This window comes from Pseudomonas sp. HY2-MNA-CIBAN-0224, assembly GCF_040310285.1.
In the GTDB taxonomy this organism is placed as follows: Bacteria; Pseudomonadota; Gammaproteobacteria; order Pseudomonadales; family Pseudomonadaceae; genus Aquipseudomonas; species Aquipseudomonas helleri.
Genome location: NZ_JBEOPQ010000007.1, coordinates 18947 through 37038 on the forward strand (window position 1 = coordinate 18947; position 18092 = coordinate 37038).

Sequence of the window (18092 nt, forward strand, 5' to 3'; positions counted from 1 at the left end):
GGGAGCGGGCTTGCTCGCGATAGCATCGACGCGGTGTACCTGGATACACCGAGTCGTCTGAATCGCGAGCAAGCCCGCTCCCACACTTTATTCCCCCAGAAGTTCTTTCAACACGCGAGTGAAGTCCCGGCTGCTCACATCTTCATCTGCATGGCGCCTGTCACGCACCACCCATTGGCCGTTCACCACCACGTCACGGACCTGCCGATCGCCGCCGGCAAACAACCAGCGGTTGAGAATCCCGTCTTCCTGCGCCGTCGCCAGATACGGGTCGTTGCCGTCGAGTACCAGCCAGTCAGCCCGCTGGCCCACGGCCAACCCGGCTACCGGCTGGCCCATCGCCTGTGCACCGCCCGCCACGGCGGCGTCGTACAGGGTGCGCCCGATCATCGGCTGGTCACTGCGGTACAGGCGGTTGCGCCGTTGATCGCGTAAACGCTGGCCGTATTCCAGCCAGCGCAACTCTTCAACCACGCTCAGCGACACATGGCTGTCCGAGCCAATGCCCATGCGGCCGTTTTGCGCGAGGTAGTCCACGGCCGGGAAAATACCGTCGCCCAGGTTGGCTTCTGTGGTCAGGCACAGCCCGGCCACGGCCTGGCTGTGCGCCATAAGGCGCACTTCGTCGGGGGTCGCGTGGGTGGCATGCACCAGGCACCAGCGCGCGTCGACTTCAACGTTGTCATACAGCCATTGGATTGGGCGTTTGCCGCTCCAGCTCAGGCAGTCATCGACTTCCTTTTGCTGCTCGGCGATGTGGATATGCACCGGGCACGCCGTGTCGCTGGCGCGCAGCACGTCGTGTAGTTGTTCGGGGGTGACCGCTCGCAGCGAGTGGAAACACAGGCCCAGTTGTTGCGCCGGTTGTTGCGCCAACAGGGGCTTTAACTGTTGCTGCAAGCTCAGGTATTGCTCGGTGCTGTTGATAAAACGGCGCTGGCCATCGTTAGGCGCCTGGCCGCCAAAACCGGAATGGCTGTACAGAACCGGCAGCAACGTCAAGCCTATGCCGGTGGAGCGCGCCGCTTCACTGATGCGCAGCGCCAGCTCGGCCGGGTCGGCGTAAGGCTGGCCCGACAGGTCGTGGTGCACGTAATGGAATTCCGCCACCGAGGTGTACCCGGCCTTGAGCATTTCGATGTACAACTGGCGGGCGATGACGCCCAATTGCTCGGGGCTGATTTTGCCGACCAGCCGGTACATCAGGTCGCGCCAGGTCCAGAAGCTGTCGTTGGGGTTGCCCGCCACTTCGGCCAAACCGGCCATGGCCCGCTGAAACGCATGGGAGTGCAGATTCGGCATGCCCGGTAACACCGGGCCGTTCAAGCGTTGTGCGCCTTGGGCATCGGCATTGGCTTGAATACGGGTCAGAAAGCCGTCGGCCCCGACCTCGATGCGGACATGAGTAGCCCAGCCTGTGGGTAACAGCGCACGTTCGGCGAAGAAGACGGACATCGGTTGAGCACCCCATCGTGGAAATTTGTATATACATATACAGACGTTTGCCTGCCCGGTAAACTCCGGCAAGCTACGCCCCTTAACTCATGAACAAGGATTGCCTGTGTCGACTCCGCCTGTCGTGCCCCCGCTGGCCGCCCACATGGGCGACAGTCCAGCCCCGCTTTACGCTCGCGTAAAACAGATGATCACTCAGCAAATCGAGAGCGGTAACTGGCCGCCGCATTACCGTGTGCCGTCTGAAAGCGAGCTGGTCAGCCAACTGGGCTTCAGCCGCATGACCATCAACCGGGCGCTGCGTGAAATGACCGCAGACGGTCTGCTGGTGCGCATGCAGGGTGTTGGCACCTTCGTGGCCGAGCCAAAAACGCAATCCGCGCTGTTTGAAGTCAACAACATTGCCGACGAAATCGCCGCCCGTGGCCATAAGCACACCTGCAAAGTGATCAGCCTGGCCGAAGAACTGGCCGGTTCCGAGCGCGCCGCCGTCCTCGACATGCGTGAAGGGCAGAAAGTGTTTCATTCGTTGATCGTGCATTACGAAAACGGTATCCCCGTGCAAATTGAGGACCGTTTCGTCAACGCGCTCGTCGCCCCGGACTACCTCAAGCAAGATTTCACTCGGCAAACGCCTTACGCCTATCTGTCGCAGGTCGCACCGCTGACCGAAGGTGAGCACGTGGTCGAAGCGATTTTGGCTGACCCCAAAGAGTGCAAGCTGCTGCAAATTGAAGCCAGCGAGCCGTGCCTGCTGATTCGCCGTCGCACGTGGTCGGGCCGTCAACCAGTGACTGCTGCTCGTCTGATCCACCCCGGTTCCCGTCATCGCCTGGAAGGACGTTTCAGCAAATGAGTGAACTCAGCGTTTTACGCGCCGCCGATTACCCGCGCATGCCGTGGAAAAACGGCGGCGGCAGCACAGAAGAAATCACCCGCGATGCCGGTGAAGGCCTAGATGGCTTCGGCTGGCGCTTATCGATTGCCGACATTGGCGAGTCGGGCGGTTTTTCGCGTTTCGACGGCTACCAGCGAGTCATCACCGTGCTGCAAGGCGCGGGTATGCACCTGCAAGTGGACGGCGAGCAGAGCCGGGCGTTGTTACCGTTCGATGCCTTTGCCTTCAAGGGTGACAGCGAGGTCAGATGCGGCTTGATCGACGGGCCGATCCGCGACTTCAACCTGATCTACGCACCGCAGCGTTACAGCGCCCGTCTGCAATGGCTGCAAGCCGGTAGCCGCCTCTTCACCCCGGCGCAGACCGTGCTGGTATTCGCTGCCGATGAACACGTTGACGTGCACGTGGGTAACATGCGGCACGAACAACTGGGCCGTTACGATTGCCTGCAACTGAACGGTAATCGTGAGCTGCTTGAGATCGCCATCACCGGCCGTAGCTGCGTGATTGAGTTGAATAGGGTCTGAAAATGTGGGAGCGGGCTTGCTCGCGATAGCATCACTGCGATGTGCCTGATACACGGCGTTGTTTGCATCGCGAGCAAGCCCGCTCCCACAAGTCGAGTTAAGCCACGCCCCATCTTGTTACCTAACGCCCCAAAAAGACGCAAAACGCCCTTCAAGTAACATCCCTTTACTCTCCCTTCTGCATATTCACGCAAACCTTGTGCGTGCCTCAACGCCTTCATTTCCGGGCCTTTAAACAACTTTCGCGATGTTTTAATTGACAGCAAAGTCACGTTGGCCGCTTACTTGCATATGCTTGTATGTACAAGTACATAAGTGTTCACCTGCCCAGCACTGAGGAGTTACCCGTGACTTCAACTACCCCTAAATCGCCTGTCGCGTCCAACCGTCACCGCGAAGGTGAGATCCGCGCCGCCCGTGGCACTCAGCTCACGGCTAAAAGCTGGATGACTGAAGCACCCCTGCGGATGCTGATGAACAACCTTGATCCACAGGTGGCAGAAAACCCGACCGAGCTGGTGGTGTATGGCGGTATTGGTCGTGCGGCGCGTAACTGGGAGTGCTACGACAAAATCGTCGAAAGCCTGACCAACCTCAATGACGACGAAACCCTGCTGGTGCAATCGGGCAAGCCGGTCGGCGTGTTCAAAACCCACAGCAACGCACCACGGGTACTGATCGCCAACTCCAACCTGGTGCCGCATTGGGCCACGTGGGAACACTTCAACGAACTCGACGCCAAAGGCCTGGCCATGTACGGCCAGATGACCGCCGGCAGCTGGATCTACATCGGCAGCCAGGGCATCGTTCAGGGCACTTACGAAACCTTTGTTGAGGCCGGTCGCCAGCATTACAACGGCAGCCTGGTCGGCAAATGGGTACTCACCGCAGGTTTAGGCGGCATGGGCGGCGCACAACCGCTGGCCGCGACCCTGGCGGGCGCATGCTCACTGAACATCGAATGCCAACAAAGCCGCATCGACTTCCGCTTGGCCACGCGCTACGTCGACGAACAAGCCGCCGACCTGGATGACGCCCTGGCCCGCATCGCCAAATACACCGCCGAAGGCAAGGCGATTTCCATCGCGCTGTGCGGTAACGCCGCTGAACTGCTGCCAGAAATGGTGCGCCGTGGCATCCGTCCGGACATGGTCACCGACCAGACCAGCGCCCACGACCCACTCAATGGCTACCTGCCAAAAGGCTGGACCTGGGAGCAGTACCGCGACCGCGCCGTGACCGATCCGGCGGGCGTGGTCAAAGCCGCCAAAGCTTCAATGGGCGAACACGTAGAAGCCATGCTGGCGTTCCAGAAAGCGGGCATTCCGACCTTCGACTACGGCAACAACATCCGCCAGATGGCCAAAGAAGTGGGCGTTGAAGCTGCGTTCGACTTCCCGGGCTTTGTTCCGGCGTACATCCGCCCACTGTTCTGTCGTGGCATTGGCCCGTTCCGTTGGGTTGCACTGTCGGGCGATGCAGAAGACATCTACAAAACCGACGCCAAGGTCAAAGAACTGATCCCTGACGACGACCACCTGCACAACTGGCTGGACATGGCCCGCGAGCGCATCAGCTTCCAGGGTTTGCCAGCGCGTATTTGCTGGGTTGGCCTGGGCCAGCGCGCCAAATTGGGCCTGGCGTTCAACGAAATGGTGCGCAGCGGTGAGCTCAAAGCGCCGATCGTGATCGGCCGTGACCACCTGGACTCGGGTTCGGTGTCCAGCCCGAACCGTGAAACCGAATCGATGCAAGACGGTTCGGACGCCGTCTCTGACTGGCCGCTGCTCAACGCCTTGCTCAATACCGCCAGCGGCGCGACCTGGGTATCGCTGCACCACGGTGGCGGCGTTGGCATGGGCTTCTCGCAGCACTCGGGCATGGTGATTGTGTGTGACGGCACCGACGAAGCGGCCGAGCGCATCGCCCGTGTGCTGCACAACGACCCGGCGACCGGTGTGATGCGCCATGCGGATGCGGGTTACCAGATCGCCATCGACTGCGCCAACGAACAGGGCCTGAATCTGCCGATGGTCAACGGCTAACTCAAACGCACAACCTGCAGGAGCTTTATTGTGAATCGTTTAAACCTGATCCCGGGCCAATTGAGCCTTGCCCAACTGCGTAACATTTATCAGCAACCGGTGAGTCTCAGCCTGGACGACAGTGCTTCTAAGCAGATTGATGCCAGTGTGGCGTGCGTTGAACAGATCCTGATAGAAAACCGCACCACCTACGGCATCAATACCGGCTTTGGTTTGTTGGCGTCGACCAAGATTGCCAGCGAAGACCTTGAAAACCTTCAGCGATCGTTGGTGTTGTCTCACGCGGCGGGTGTCGGCGAGCCGCTAAGCGACGATATGGTGCGCTTGATCATGGTACTTAAGGTCAACAGCTTGAGCCGCGGCTTTTCTGGTATTCGCCGGATTGTCATCGACGCGTTAATTGCGCTGATTAATGCCCAAGTCTACCCACACATCCCACTCAAAGGCTCGGTGGGTGCTTCGGGGGACTTGGCACCGTTGGCACACATGTCGCTGGTGTTGCTGGGCGAAGGTAAAGCACGCCACAACGGTGAGTGGCTGGATGCCGTTGCGGCCCTGAAACAAGCAGGTTTAGAGCCGCTGACGTTGGCCGCTAAAGAGGGGCTGGCCTTGCTCAACGGTACTCAAGTATCGACGGCATATGCATTGCGTGGCCTGTTTGAAGGCGAGGATTTGTTCGCTGCCGCAATGGCATGCGGTGGCTTAACCGTTGAAGCGGTGTTGGGCTCGCGCTCGCCCTTTGACCCGCGCATCCATGCCGCGCGCGGCCAGCGTGGGCAAATCGATGCTGCCGCGCTGTACCGCGACCTGCTGGGTACGAGCAGCGAGGTGTCGGAGTCGCACAAAAACTGCGACAAAGTACAAGATCCGTATTCCTTACGCTGTCAGCCACAAGTGATGGGCGCCTGCCTGACTCAGTTTCGTCAGGCGGCTGAAGTGTTGGGCATAGAAGCCAACGCTGTGTCGGATAACCCGTTGGTGTTCGCCGAGCAAGGTGATGTGATTTCTGGCGGCAATTTCCACGCTGAGCCCGTCGCCATGGCCGCTGACAACATAGCCTTGGCGATTGCAGAAATCGGCTCGCTGAGCGAACGACGTATCTCTTTAATGATGGACAAGCATATGTCGCAGTTGCCGCCGTTTCTGGTGGCCAATGGCGGCGTCAATTCGGGCTTCATGATTGCCCAAGTGACCGCTGCCGCATTGGCCAGCGAGAACAAGGCGCTGGCGCACCCGCACAGCGTTGACAGTATTCCGACCTCGGCCAACCAGGAGGATCATGTATCCATGGCTCCTGCGGCAGGTAAACGGTTGTGGGAAATGGCCGCGAATACGCGCGGCGTGCTGGCAATTGAATGGTTGGCTGCTTGCCAAGGGCTGGACTTGCGCGACGGTTTGAAAACGTCGGCCAAACTTGAGATTGCCCGCATGACCCTGCGCAGCAAAGTCGCGACCTATGAAAAGGATCGCTTTTTTGCCCCGGACATTGATGCAGCTATTCAACTGCTGACCTCGCGTTGTTTAAATGCGCTGCTGCCTGCCCAGGCTCTACCAAGCCTGTAACCAACGAGAGCGCAGAGCGCGCCTTTTTGGCGTGATCTGCGTACCTGTTTTCGCCGACAAAAATAATTAAGGACGCGAAATGCAAAACCAAACTCAAGGTTTGAAACGCGGGCTGTCAGCTCGCCATATCCGATTTATGGCGCTGGGCTCAGCGATCGGAACGGGTCTGTTTTATGGTTCAGCCGCTGCTATCCAGATGGCTGGCCCCGCTGTTTTATTGGCCTACCTGATCGGGGGGGCAGCTGTTTTTATGGTGATGCGTGCGTTGGGCGAAATGGCTGTGCGCGACCCAGTGTCTGGCTCGTTCGGTCATTACGCCAGCACCTATTTGGGGCCTATGTCCGGTTTTATTCTCGGTTGGACCTATGCCTTTGAAATGATCATCGTGTGTTTAGCCGATATCACCGCATTTGGTATTTACATGGGGTTCTGGTTCCCCGATGTGGCTCGCTGGATCTGGGTTTTGGGAATCGTCCTGCTCATCGGTGGGTTGAACCTGTGCAACGTTAAAGTCTTCGGCGAAATGGAGTTCTGGCTGTCGTTACTTAAAGTGGCGGCCATTGTGGCAATGATTTTGGCCGGTTTTGGCATCATGTTGTTCGGCATAGGCACGTCCGGTACTGACGCTGCTGCCACAGGCATTAGTAATCTGTGGGCTTATGGCGGCTTTCTGCCCAACGGTGTTGGCGGTTTGATCGCTTCGTTTGCGGTCGTAATGTTTGCGTTCGGGGGGATTGAAATTATCGGCATCACCGCCGGTGAAGCCAAAGATCCGCAGCGCGTTATCCCCAAAGCGATCAATGCTGTGCCGTTACGTATCCTGTTGTTTTACGTGTTGACCCTGTTCGTATTGATGGCCATTTACCCGTGGACTCAGATCGGTAGCCAGGGCAGCCCATTTGTGCAAATTTTTGACAGCCTCGGCATCAGTTCAGCCGCCACCCTTCTAAATATTGTTGTTATCTCGGCCGCCGTGTCTGCGATCAACAGCGATATCTTCGGGGCGGGCCGCATGATGTTTGGTTTGGCCCAGCAAGGTCAGGCGCCAAAAGGCTTTGCCAAAATATCCCGTCATGGTGTGCCGTGGATGACTGTTCTGGTGATGGGCGTCACGTTGTTGGGAGGGGTACTGCTCAACTATCTGATCCCTAAAGACATCTTCCTGGTTATCGCCTCTATTGCGACCTTCGCGACGGTATGGGTGTGGTTGATGATTCTGGTCACTCAAGTCGCCATGCGTCGCTCAATGACTCGCGAGCAGGTAGCGGAGCTCAAGTTCCCGGTGCCTTTTTGGCCGTATGCGCCCATTGCTGCCATTGTGTTTATGGTGTTCATCTTTGGCGTGCTGGGCTATTTCCCTGAAACCCAAGCAGCGCTGATAGTAGGAGCGGTCTGGATTGTGTTGCTGATAGTGGCCTATTTGTTGTGGGTGAAGCCTGCTGCGGGTCAGGCGCTTGAAGTGGCTCCCAAGGTTTCCTAGGCGCGTCATTATTCCCCGGCCGATGATTATGTGGACCGTTTTGTTCAACGCCGTGCCGTGGCCGTTTAGCGTTAGAAAGGTGAGCGATGAGTAACGTACAGAATGAAGCACCCGTGATCGCTGCCGTGATCATCGACAATGCCCGCCTGCGCTGGCAAGACGTGGTCGCGGTTGCCCGGCATGGCGCGCGGCTGGAGCTGTCGGCGCAGGCCTGGGCGCGCATCGACAACGCGCAGGCCATCGTGCAGCGCATTGTCCAGAGCGGCGAACGTGCCTACGGCATCAACACCGGCCTGGGCGGTTTGAGCAACGTTTCGTTGCAGCACGAGCAACTCAGCGCGCTGTCGCGCAACACCTTGCTCAGCCATGCCTGCGGCGTCGGCCCGGCGCTGAGCAATGAACAGACCCGCGCGATCATTTGCGCGGCGGTGATTCAATACAGCCAGGGCAAGTCCGGCCTGCACCGTCAGGTGGTCGAAGCACTGCTGGCGCTGCTCAACCTCCAGATCACCCCGCAAGTGCCGTCCCAGGGTTCGGTCGGCTATTTGACCCACATGGCGCACATCGGCGTCGGCCTGCTGGGCGTGGGCGATGTCAGCTACCGTGGGCAGATCGTCCCCGCGCAGCAAGCGTTGGCCGCCGAAGACTTGAGCCCGGTGCAACTGGGCGCCAAAGACGGTCTGTGCCTGGTCAATGGCACGCCGTGCATGACCGGCCTGAGCTGCCTGGCGCTGGCCGATGCCGCGCAGGTGTTGCAGTGGGCCGATGTGACCGGCGCCATGAGTTTTGAAGCGCTGCGCGGCCAGATCGACGCCTTCGACCCTGAGATCCTCGCACTCAAGCCCCACGCGGGCATGCAGCAGGTTGGCCGCCACTTGCGCCGCTTGCTGGCCGACAGTGAGGTCATCGCCAGCAGCAAAGGCGTGCGCACCCAGGACGCCCTGAGCCTGCGCTCCATCCCGCAGGTGCATGGCGCCGCACGGGACCAGTTCAATCACTCGGTGGTGCAAATCGAAACCGAGCTCAACTCGGTCAATGACAACCCGATGGTGCTGGGCACGCCCGACGCCTACCGGGTGGTCAGCCAGGCCAACCCGCACGGGCAGTCCGTTGCACTGGCCGCCGACGGGCTGGCCATCGCCATGGCCGAGATCGGTTCAATTGCCGAGCGCCGGCTCGACCGTCTGATCAACCCGCATGTCAGCGACCTTCCGGCGTTTTTGGTCAGCCAGCCGGGCGTCAACTCGGGAATGATGATCACCCAGTACGTCGCCGCCTCACTGTGCGCGCAAAACCGCCAGTTGGCGCAACCCGCCGTGCTCGACAACTACGTGACCTCGGCCCTGCAGGAAGACCACTTGAGCCTGGGCACCAATGCTGCGCTCAAGCTGTTGCAAGTGCTGGAGAACGCTACCCAGGTGCTGGCCATCGAGTACTTGCTGGCTGCGCAGGCGTTTGAGTTCCATCAGCCCAAGCACTTCGGTGCCGGTACCCAGGTGGCCTGGCGCTTACTGCGTGAACACGTTGCGCCTTACGATCAAGACCGCTGGCTGGCCCCTGACATTGCCAAGAGCGCGGCGATCCTCAAAGACCCGCTGGCGTTGCAGTCACTGGCCGCTTACCTGGCGTGAGTCATCAAGGGAGTGATGCAATGAAAACGCTTTGGCAACACTGCAATGCCGCGACCATGGCCAATGGCACGTATTCGATCATCGAAGACGCCGCCATCGTGACCCGCGAGGGCTTCATTGAGTGGATCGGCCCGCGCCAGCAGGTCCCCGCCGGTGAATACGGCCACACCATCGGCCTGGACGGCGCGTGGGTCACGCCGGGGCTCATCGACTGCCACACCCACACGGTGTTTGGCGGCAACCGCAGTGGCGAGTTTGAACAGCGTCTGCAAGGCGTGAGCTATGCCGAAATTGCCGCTGCCGGGGGCGGCATCGCCAGCACCGTGCGTGCGACCCGTGCCGCCAGCGAAGACGAATTGTTCGCCAGCGCGCGTCAGCGTTTGCTGAATTTGCTGCGCGACGGCGTGACCACGGTCGAGATCAAGTCCGGTTATGGCCTGAGCCTGGAGAGCGAGCGCAAAATTTTGCGGGTGATTCGCCGTTTGGGCCAAGAGCTGCCAGTGACGGTGCGCAGCACCTGTTTGGCGGCGCACGCCTTGCCGCCCGAGTACAAAGACCGGGCAGACGATTACATCGAGCACATTTGCACGCACATGCTCCCCGCGCTGGCCGCCGAGGGGCTGGTGGACGCGGTGGATGCGTTCTGCGAGTACCTGGCGTTCTCGCCAGAGCAGGTCGAGCGGGTGTTCAAGGTGGCGCAGCAACTGGGCTTGCCGGTCAAGCTGCATGCTGAGCAACTGTCGTCGCTGCATGGCTCAAGCCTGGCGGCGCGGTATCAGGCGTTGTCGGCAGACCATCTGGAGTTCATGACCGAAGAAGACGCTGTTGCCATGGCTCAATCCGGGACCGTGGCCGTGCTGTTGCCGGGGGCGTTCTACTTTTTGCGCGAAACCCAGTTGCCACCCATGGAGGCCCTGCGCAAACACGGGGTAAAAATCGCCATCGCCAGCGACCTCAACCCCGGTACGTCGCCGGGCTTGTCGTTGCGCTTGATGCTGAACATGGCCTGCACCCTGTTCCGCATGACCCCCGAAGAGGCGCTGGCAGGCGTGACTCAGCGCGCCGCCACGGCCTTGGGCCTGGGCGAGAGCCACGGCTCGCTGGAGCCCGGCAAAGTGGCCGACTTCGTCGCCTGGAACATTGATCGCCCGGCAGACCTTGCGTACTGGTTGGGTGGGGATCTGGACAAACGCGTCGTGCGCAACGGCGTCGAGCTTTAGGAGAACAGGCTGTGGATAAGGTTCTGACATTCAAACAAGGCCGCGTGCCGTTGCTGATCAGCATGCCCCACGCGGGCATAAAACTGACCCCGGCGGTGCAGGCGGGCTTGATCCCCGAAGCGCAAAGCCTGCCGGACACGGACTGGCACATCCCCAAGTTGTACGAATTTGCCGCAGAACTGGGGGCCAGCACCTTGGCGGCCGAGTATTCGCGGTTTGTGATCGACCTCAACCGGCCCGAAGACGACGCGCCGATGTACGTGGGCGCGACCACCGGGTTGTTCCCGGCCACGCTGTTTGATGGCGTGCCGCTGTTTCGCGAAGGGCAAGCGCCATCAAAGCAAGAGCGCGCGACTTACCTGGAACGCATCTGGCAGCCGTATCACCAGACCTTGCAGCAAGAGCTCAAACGCCTCAAAGACCAGTTTGGCTATGCGTTGCTGTTTGACGCGCACTCTATTCGCTCACACATCCCGCACTTGTTTGAGGGGCGTTTGCCGGATTTCAACCTGGGCACGTTCAATGGCGCCAGCTGTGCGCCGCAACTTGCGGGTGATCTTGAAGCGATCTGCGCCGAACACCCGGCTTATCGTCATGTGCTCAACGGGCGCTTCAAGGGTGGCCACATCACCCGGCATTACGGCAGCCCGGTGGACAACATCCATGCCGTGCAACTGGAATTGGCCCAAAGCACCTACATGGAAGAGTTCGAACCCTTCAACTATCGCGAAGACCTGGCGGCGCCGACGCAGGGGGTGCTCAAGCAATTGCTGACGCGGATGATCGAGTGGGGCCAGGAGCGCTACGTGAAGGACTGATGGTCTGAAACCTGTGAGGTGGGAGCGGGCTTGCTCGCGATCCAGGCAACGCGGTCCGGCAGGCAGGCCGCGTTGATCCTTTCGCGAGCAAGCCCGCTCCCACAGGATTCTGTGGGGTCTTCAACAGGATTTTTATAACCCCATGCTCATTCCGCCAATCGGGTTTATGATGCCAAACGGCACTATTTTTTGATGTCCCCACCAGGGATGACCTCAACCCTCCCGCGGAGTGTGTAATGCAGACCTTGTTCCCGCAGATCAAACCCTACGCCCGGCACGATCTTGCTGTTGATGGGCCGCATGTCTTGTATGTCGACGAAAGCGGTACGCCCGACGGCCTGCCGGTGGTCTTTGTGCACGGCGGGCCAGGGTCGGGGTGTGACGCCAACAGCCGCTGTTATTTCGATCCGGGCGTGTACCGCATCATTACCTTCGATCAGCGCGGCTGCGGCCGCTCGACTCCACATGCCAGCCTGGACAACAACACCACGTGGGATCTGGTTGCGGACATGGAGCGGATTCGTCTGTTTCTGGGCATCGACAAGTGGGTGCTGTTTGGCGGCTCCTGGGGCTCGACCCTGTCGCTGGCTTACGCGCAAAGCCACCCGGATCGGGTCCACGGGCTGATCCTGCGCGGTATCTTTTTGGCCCGCCCGCAAGAAATTGAATGGTTCTACCAGGCCGGTGCCAGCCGTCTGTTCCCGGATTACTGGCAGGACTACATTGCGCCGATCCCGCCGGAGGAGCGCGACGACTTGCTCGGTGCCTTCCACAAGCGCCTGACGGGCAATGACCAGATCGCGCAAATGCACGCGGCCAAGGCCTGGTCGACCTGGGAAGGCCGCACCGCAACGCTGCGCCCCAACCCGCAAGTGGTTGAGCGCTTCTGCGACCCGCACCGGGCGTTGTCGATTGCCCGCATCGAATGCCACTACTTCACCAACAGCGCGTTCCTTGAGCCGGATCAACTGATCCGCGACATGCACAAAATCGCCCATTTGCCGGGCGTGATCGTGCATGGCCGCTACGACGTGATTTGCCCGCTGGACAACGCCTGGGAGCTTCACCAGAACTGGCCGGGCAGCGAACTGCAAGTGATCCGCGAAGCCGGCCACGCAGCCTCTGAGCCCGGAATCACCGATGCCTTGGTACGGGCTGCCGAGCAAATGGCTCGCAGCCTGCTCAACTTGCAGCCGGACGAAGCATGAAGGGTCTGCTGCAACGCGTAAAAGGCGCGCGGGTAGAGGTGGGCGGGGAGATTGTCGGTTCGATTGATCAGGGTTTGCTGGTGCTGTTGGCCGTCGAACCCGAGGACACCGAGGCCCATGCGGCCAAAATGCTGCACAAGCTGCTCAATTACCGGGTGTTCAGCGATGCCGAGGGCAAAATGAACCTGTCGCTGAAGGATATCGGCGGCGGTTTGCTGCTGGTGTCGCAATTTACCCTGGCCGCCGACACCAAAAGCGGCTTGCGCCCCAGTTTCTCCACCGCGGCCCCACCCTCCATGGCCGAGGCAATGTTTGAGCACGTCCTGGCTGAAGCCAAACGCCTGCATCCGACGGTCGAATCAGGCCGTTTTGGCGCCGATATGCAGGTGCATTTGGTCAATGATGGCCCTGTGACATTTCTGTTACAGATCTAAAACCTTGAAAATCTGTGTTTTCGTCAGAAAACATTAAGTTTTAGTTAGAAATACTTGGCGACAATAGATGCGTTGTAACGCGGGCTACTAGATAATCCCCGACTACCATAGAGACTAATCCGATACGTCAGGGGAATCATTCTTCCCTTTGACGGTCGGAACAGTGCTCGCCAACCCGGCATTTAGATCGCTGGCCGTTGGTTTCATCATCTGTTTTCGGCGAGGTTGCTCGTGATTGTTAGTCCATTAAATGCACCAAAAAGGTCTGCCAAGCGGTTACGCAACGCACTGGTGACGGGCTCTGCGCTCTTTTGCTTGCTCGGTGCGGGTCAACTGTGGGCCTTCAGTCTGGATGACGTAGCGGTTCAGGCTAAAGCCCTGGCCGAACAGAAATACCAAGCGCCGCGCAGCAATCTGCCAAACGAATTCCGTGACATGAAATTCGCGGACTATCAAAAGATTCAGTTCAAGCGCGAGAAATCCCAGTGGGCGGGCGACAAGACCCCGTTCAAGCTGTCCTTCTATCACCAGGGCATGCATTTCGACACGCCGGTGAAAATCAACGAAGTGACCGCCGACAAGGTTGAAGAGATCAAGTACGACCCGAGTCGTTTTGATTTCGGCGACGTCAAATTCGACCCTAAAGCCACCGAGAACCTCGGCTGGGCCGGTTTCCGCGTGTTGTACCCGATCAACAAGGCCGACAAACAAGACGAAATCATGACCATGCTGGGCGCGAGCTACTTCCGCGTGATCGGCAAAGGTCAGACTTACGGCTTGTCGGCACGTGGCATGGCGATTGATACCGCGCTGCCATCGGGCGAAGAGTTCCCGCGCTTTACCGAGTTCTGGGTTGAACGCCCAAAACCCAACGACAAACACCTGGTGATCTTTGCCTTGCTGGATTCGCCACGGGCGACCGGTGCTTACCGCTTCATCCTGCGCCCTGGCGTAGACACAGTGGTAGACGTGAAGGCACAAATGTACCTGCGTGACAAAGTGGGCAAGCTGGGCATCGCTCCGCTGACCAGCATGTACCTGTTCGGTGCGAACCAGCCGTCCAAAGTCCTCAACTACCGCCACGAGCTGCACGACTCGTCGGGCCTGGCGATCCATGCCGGCAACGGTGAGTGGATCTGGCGTCCGCTGAACAACCCGAAACACCTGTCGGTGAGCAACTTCGCCGTTGAAAACCCGCGCGGCTTTGGTTTGCTGCAACGTGGCCGTGACTTCAGCCAGTTTGAAGACCTCGACGACCGCTACGACAAGCGTCCAAGCGCCTGGATCGAGCCACAAGGTGACTGGGGCAAGGGCTCCGTTGACCTGGTAGAAATCCCGACAGCTGACGAAACCAACGACAACATCGTTGCGTTCTGGAGCCCGGGTACTCTGCCAGAGCCAGGCAAGCCATTTGATTACGCTTACCGCCTGCACTGGACCCTGGACGAAGCAGCACTGCACCCGGCTGACAGCGCCTGGGTTAAACAAACCATGCGTTCGACCGGTGACGTCAAGCAATCCAACCTGATCCGTCAGCCTGACGGCAGCGTGGCTTACCTGGTGGACTTCGAAGGCCCGGCTCTGGCCAAACTGCCTGCTGATGCGCCTGTGCGCAGCCAGGTGAGTGTGGGTGACAACGCCGATCTGGTTGAAAACAACCTGCGTTACAACCCTGAAACCAAAGGCTGGCGCTTGACCCTGCGCTTGAAAGTCAAAGACCCGAGCAAGTCCACGGAACTGCGTGCGGCACTGGTCCAGGACGTTGAGCAAGCCCCGGCAACCGTGGCCAAGGCTGAGAAAGTGGCGGCCAAGGTGCACGAGAAGAAAGAGCCAAAAGAAGCAAAAGCCAAGGACGCCAAGGATGCCAAGGGCACCCCGGCGCCTGCCGCCGAAGCTGCCCCTGCCACCCCAGAGCCGGTGAAGACTGAAAAAGTACTGACCGAGACCTGGAGCTATCAGTTGCCAGCCGATGAGTAATGCTCACTCTCAGCCAGTCTCGCTTGGCGAGTATCTGGCCCATCTGCCACTGAACGATGAGCAGCGCGCCGAACTGGCGAGCTGCACCTCGTTCGCCGAGTTGCATGAACGCCTGTCGGCGCGCGCGGACATCGACACCGCCGAGGCCGCCCAGGCTTCGGTGGCTTCGCGTCTGAACCTGAGCACGGCTCAAGAGCTTGAGGACGCAGAAATGCTCGCCCTCGACGCCAGTGGCCGGGTGATGCTCAAGGCCACGCCGCCGATTCGTCGTACCAAGGTGGTCCCGGAGCCATGGCGCACCAATATTCTGGTGCGTGGCTGGCGCCGCATGACCGGGCGCAGCAACCCTGCGTTGCCGAAAAAAGACGAAAATGTGCTGCCCAAGGCCCGCTGGCGTACGGTGGGTTCGATCCGCCGTTACATCCTGCTGGTGCTGATGCTGGGTCAAACCATCGTCGCGGGCTGGTACATGAAAGGCATCATGCCGTACCAGGGCTGGTCATTTGTTGACCTGGAAGAGGTGCTGCACCAGCCGTTGCTGCAAACCGCACAACAAGTGCTGCCGTACGCCTTGCAGACCAGCATCCTGATCCTCTTCGGGATTTTGTTTTGCTGGGTGTCTGCGGGCTTCTGGACCGCCTTGATGGGCTTCCTTGAACTGCTGACCGGGCATGACAAGTACCGCATTTCCGGCGCCAGTGCTGGCGATGAGCCGATCCCTGAGCAAGCGCGTACAGCGCTGGTGATGCCGATTTGTAACGAAGACGTCACCCGTGTGTTCGCGGGCTTGCGGGCAACGTTTGAATCGGTGGCTGCCACAGGTGATCTGGACCGCTTTGACTTCTTTGTCCTGAGCGACAGTAACGACCCCGATATTTGTGTCGCAGAACAACAGGCCTGGCTGGATGTGTGCCGCGAGACAGAAGGCTTCGGGCGGATTTTCTATCGCCGTCGTCGCCGTCGTGTGAAGCGTAAAAGCGGCAACCTCGACGACTTCTGCCGTCGTTGGGGCGGTGATTACAAGTACATGGTGGTGCTCGACGCCGACAGCGTCATGAGCGGCGAATGCCTGACCAGCCTGGTGCGCCTGATGGAAGCCACGCCAGACGCAGGCATTATCCAGACCGCGCCACGGGCGTCGGGCATGGACACCCTGTATGCACGCATGCAGCAGTTTGCAACGCGCGTATACGGCCCGCTGTTCACCGCCGGTTTGCACTTCTGGCAGTTGGGTGAATCCCACTACTGGGGCCACAACGCGATCATCCGCATGAAGCCGTTTATCGAGCACTGTGCCCTGGCGCCGTTGCCGGGCAAGGGCGCGTTTGCGGGGGCGATTTTGTCCCACGACTTCGTTGAAGCCGCGCTGATGCGCCGTGCCGGTTGGGGCGTGTGGATCGCTTATGACTTGCCGGGCAGCTACGAAGAACTGCCGCCTAACTTGCTGGACGAACTCAAGCGTGACCGCCGCTGGTGCCACGGTAACTTGATGAACTTCCGCCTGTTCCTGGTCAAAGGCATGCACCCGGTGCACCGTGCGGTGTTCCTGACCGGCGTGATGTCCTACTTGTCGGCACCGTTGTGGTTCTTCTTCCTGCTGCTGTCGACGGCCTTGCTGGCGGTCAACACGCTGATGGAACCGCAGTACTTCATGGAGCCGCGCCAGCTGTATCCGTTGTGGCCACAATGGCACCCGGAAAAGGCAGTCGCGCTGTTCTCGACCACCATCGTGCTGCTGTTCCTGCCCAAACTGCTGAGCATCATCCTGATCTGGGCCAAGGGCGCCAAAGAGTTCGGCGGCAAGTTCAAGGTCACCGTGTCGATGCTGCTCGAAATGCTCTTTTCGATGCTGCTGGCGCCGGTGCGCATGATCTTCCACACCCGTTTTGTTCTGGCTGCCTTCCTGGGCTGGGCCGCGACCTGGAACTCGCCACAACGTGACGACGATTCCACGCCGTGGAGCGAAGCGGTACGCCGTCATGGCCCGCAAACCCTATTGGGTGCTGCGTGGGCCTGCGTGGTGTTGTGGCTGAACCCGAGCTTCCTGTGGTGGCTGGTGCCGATTGTCGGCTCGCTGATGCTGTCGATTCCGGTGTCGGTGCTTTCCAGCCGGGTTAAGCCGGGCCTCAAGTCGCGTGACGAAAAGCTGTTCCTGATTCCTGAGGAATACGCGCCGCCGCGTGAGTTGTCGGCGACCGAGGAGTACACCCACGAGAACCGCTACCACGCGCTTCACGATGGCTTTGTACGGGCCGTGGTGGACCCGCAGCAAAATGCCCTGGCGTGCGCCTTGGCGACCTCGCGTCACCGTGAAGCCGAGCCGATCGAATGGCTGCGCGCCGAGCGCGTGCGTCATGCGATCAAGGTCGGCCCGAACGGTTTGAACAACAACGAGCGTATGGCGTTGTTGAGCGACCCGGTGGCGTTGGCCCGTCTGCACGCGTTGGTGTGGACTGACGGCCACGAGGACTGGCTCAAAGCCTGGCGTGATTCGGTGGCCGCCGATAACCACGCACCGTTGCTGGCGTTGCAGCCAGCGGCGTGATCCCAATCTCGCTCGCACCTCTACAGGGGGCGAGCGAGAAACGGTTTTTCGTAGCAGTTGCCGAAGGCTACGTCCGGCGGCAAAGCCGTCGTAAAACCCTACACTGCGCCGAACCTGATAAATCCCGCACTTAGCTTTTACGATCGCTTCGCAATCGAACGCAGCCTCGCAAAGCTCGGCAGCTGCTACGAAATGAGCCTCAGCATTCCCCCGCCTGTCGTGCTTTTAACGCGCAAAACTCGTCTCAAAACCTTCTGTGAGTTAGCATCCGTCCCCGAATGGGTGAGTGCC

13 protein-coding genes are annotated in these 18092 nt (G+C 59.9%); 12 read left to right on the forward strand and 1 reads right to left on the reverse strand.

Features of this window, described 5'->3' with window-relative positions:
* Window positions 1–87: 87 nt before the first annotated feature.
* Window positions 88–1455 carry a formimidoylglutamate deiminase gene (locus AAEZ03_RS06045; protein WP_350576918.1) on the reverse strand — a complete coding sequence of 456 codons (1368 nt, stop codon included), beginning with the start codon at window positions 1453–1455 and terminating at the stop codon, window positions 88–90.
* Window positions 1456–1600: 145 nt separating this feature from the next.
* Here AAEZ03_RS06045 and hutC point away from each other — a divergent pair, with 145 nt between their 5' ends.
* The 12 genes from hutC to mdoH all read left to right on the forward strand — a co-directional run bounded on the left by hutC (window position 1601) and on the right by mdoH (window position 17801).
* A complete protein-coding gene (hutC, locus tag AAEZ03_RS06050) occupies window positions 1601–2311 on the forward strand; it encodes a histidine utilization transcriptional repressor HutC (RefSeq protein ID WP_153328128.1) in 711 nt (236 codons plus the stop codon).
* Window positions 2308–2880 (forward strand): HutD/Ves family protein, encoded by a 573-nt coding sequence (locus AAEZ03_RS06055; protein WP_350576921.1) that lies wholly within the window; start codon window positions 2308–2310, stop codon window positions 2878–2880. The genes hutC and AAEZ03_RS06055 overlap by 4 nt, the downstream gene beginning before the upstream one ends.
* 347 nt (window positions 2881–3227) lie before the next feature.
* Window positions 3228–4925, forward strand: coding sequence for a urocanate hydratase (hutU, locus tag AAEZ03_RS06060; protein WP_048386427.1), 1698 nt, complete (start codon window positions 3228–3230; stop codon window positions 4923–4925).
* A 30-nt stretch (window positions 4926–4955) separates the two neighbouring features.
* Window positions 4956–6488, forward strand: coding sequence for a histidine ammonia-lyase (gene hutH / locus AAEZ03_RS06065; protein WP_262123352.1), 1533 nt, complete (start codon window positions 4956–4958; stop codon window positions 6486–6488).
* A 79-nt stretch (window positions 6489–6567) separates the two neighbouring features.
* A complete protein-coding gene (locus tag AAEZ03_RS06070) occupies window positions 6568–7968 on the forward strand; it encodes an L-histidine transporter HutT (RefSeq protein ID WP_262123354.1) in 1401 nt (466 codons plus the stop codon).
* Window positions 7969–8054: 86 nt separating this feature from the next.
* The gene (gene hutH / locus AAEZ03_RS06075) at window positions 8055–9599 is read left to right on the forward strand and encodes a histidine ammonia-lyase (protein WP_350576926.1); all 1545 of its coding nucleotides are present in this window, start codon (window positions 8055–8057) and stop codon (window positions 9597–9599) included.
* Window positions 9600–9619: 20 nt separating this feature from the next.
* Window positions 9620–10819, forward strand: coding sequence for an imidazolonepropionase (gene hutI, locus AAEZ03_RS06080; RefSeq protein ID WP_350576929.1), 1200 nt, complete (start codon window positions 9620–9622; stop codon window positions 10817–10819).
* Between the two features lie 11 nt (window positions 10820–10830).
* Window positions 10831–11637, forward strand: coding sequence for an N-formylglutamate deformylase (gene hutG / locus AAEZ03_RS06085; protein ID WP_262123360.1), 807 nt, complete (start codon window positions 10831–10833; stop codon window positions 11635–11637).
* A 236-nt stretch (window positions 11638–11873) separates the two neighbouring features.
* A complete protein-coding gene (gene pip / locus AAEZ03_RS06090; protein WP_048386416.1) occupies window positions 11874–12845 on the forward strand; it encodes a prolyl aminopeptidase in 972 nt (323 codons plus the stop codon).
* On the forward strand, window positions 12842–13279 hold the full coding sequence (gene dtd / locus AAEZ03_RS06095; protein ID WP_350576934.1) for a D-aminoacyl-tRNA deacylase: 438 nt from the start codon (window positions 12842–12844) through the stop codon (window positions 13277–13279). The genes pip and dtd overlap by 4 nt, the downstream gene beginning before the upstream one ends.
* 288 nt (window positions 13280–13567) lie before the next feature.
* Window positions 13568–15256, forward strand: a complete 1689-nt coding sequence (locus tag AAEZ03_RS06100) for a glucan biosynthesis protein G (RefSeq protein ID WP_153330846.1) — start codon at window positions 13568–13570, stop codon at window positions 15254–15256.
* Window positions 15249–17801 (forward strand): glucans biosynthesis glucosyltransferase MdoH, encoded by a 2553-nt coding sequence (mdoH, locus tag AAEZ03_RS06105; protein ID WP_123751055.1) that lies wholly within the window; start codon window positions 15249–15251, stop codon window positions 17799–17801. Before AAEZ03_RS06100 ends, mdoH begins: the two co-directional genes overlap by 8 nt.
* Window positions 17802–18092 lie beyond the last annotated feature (291 nt).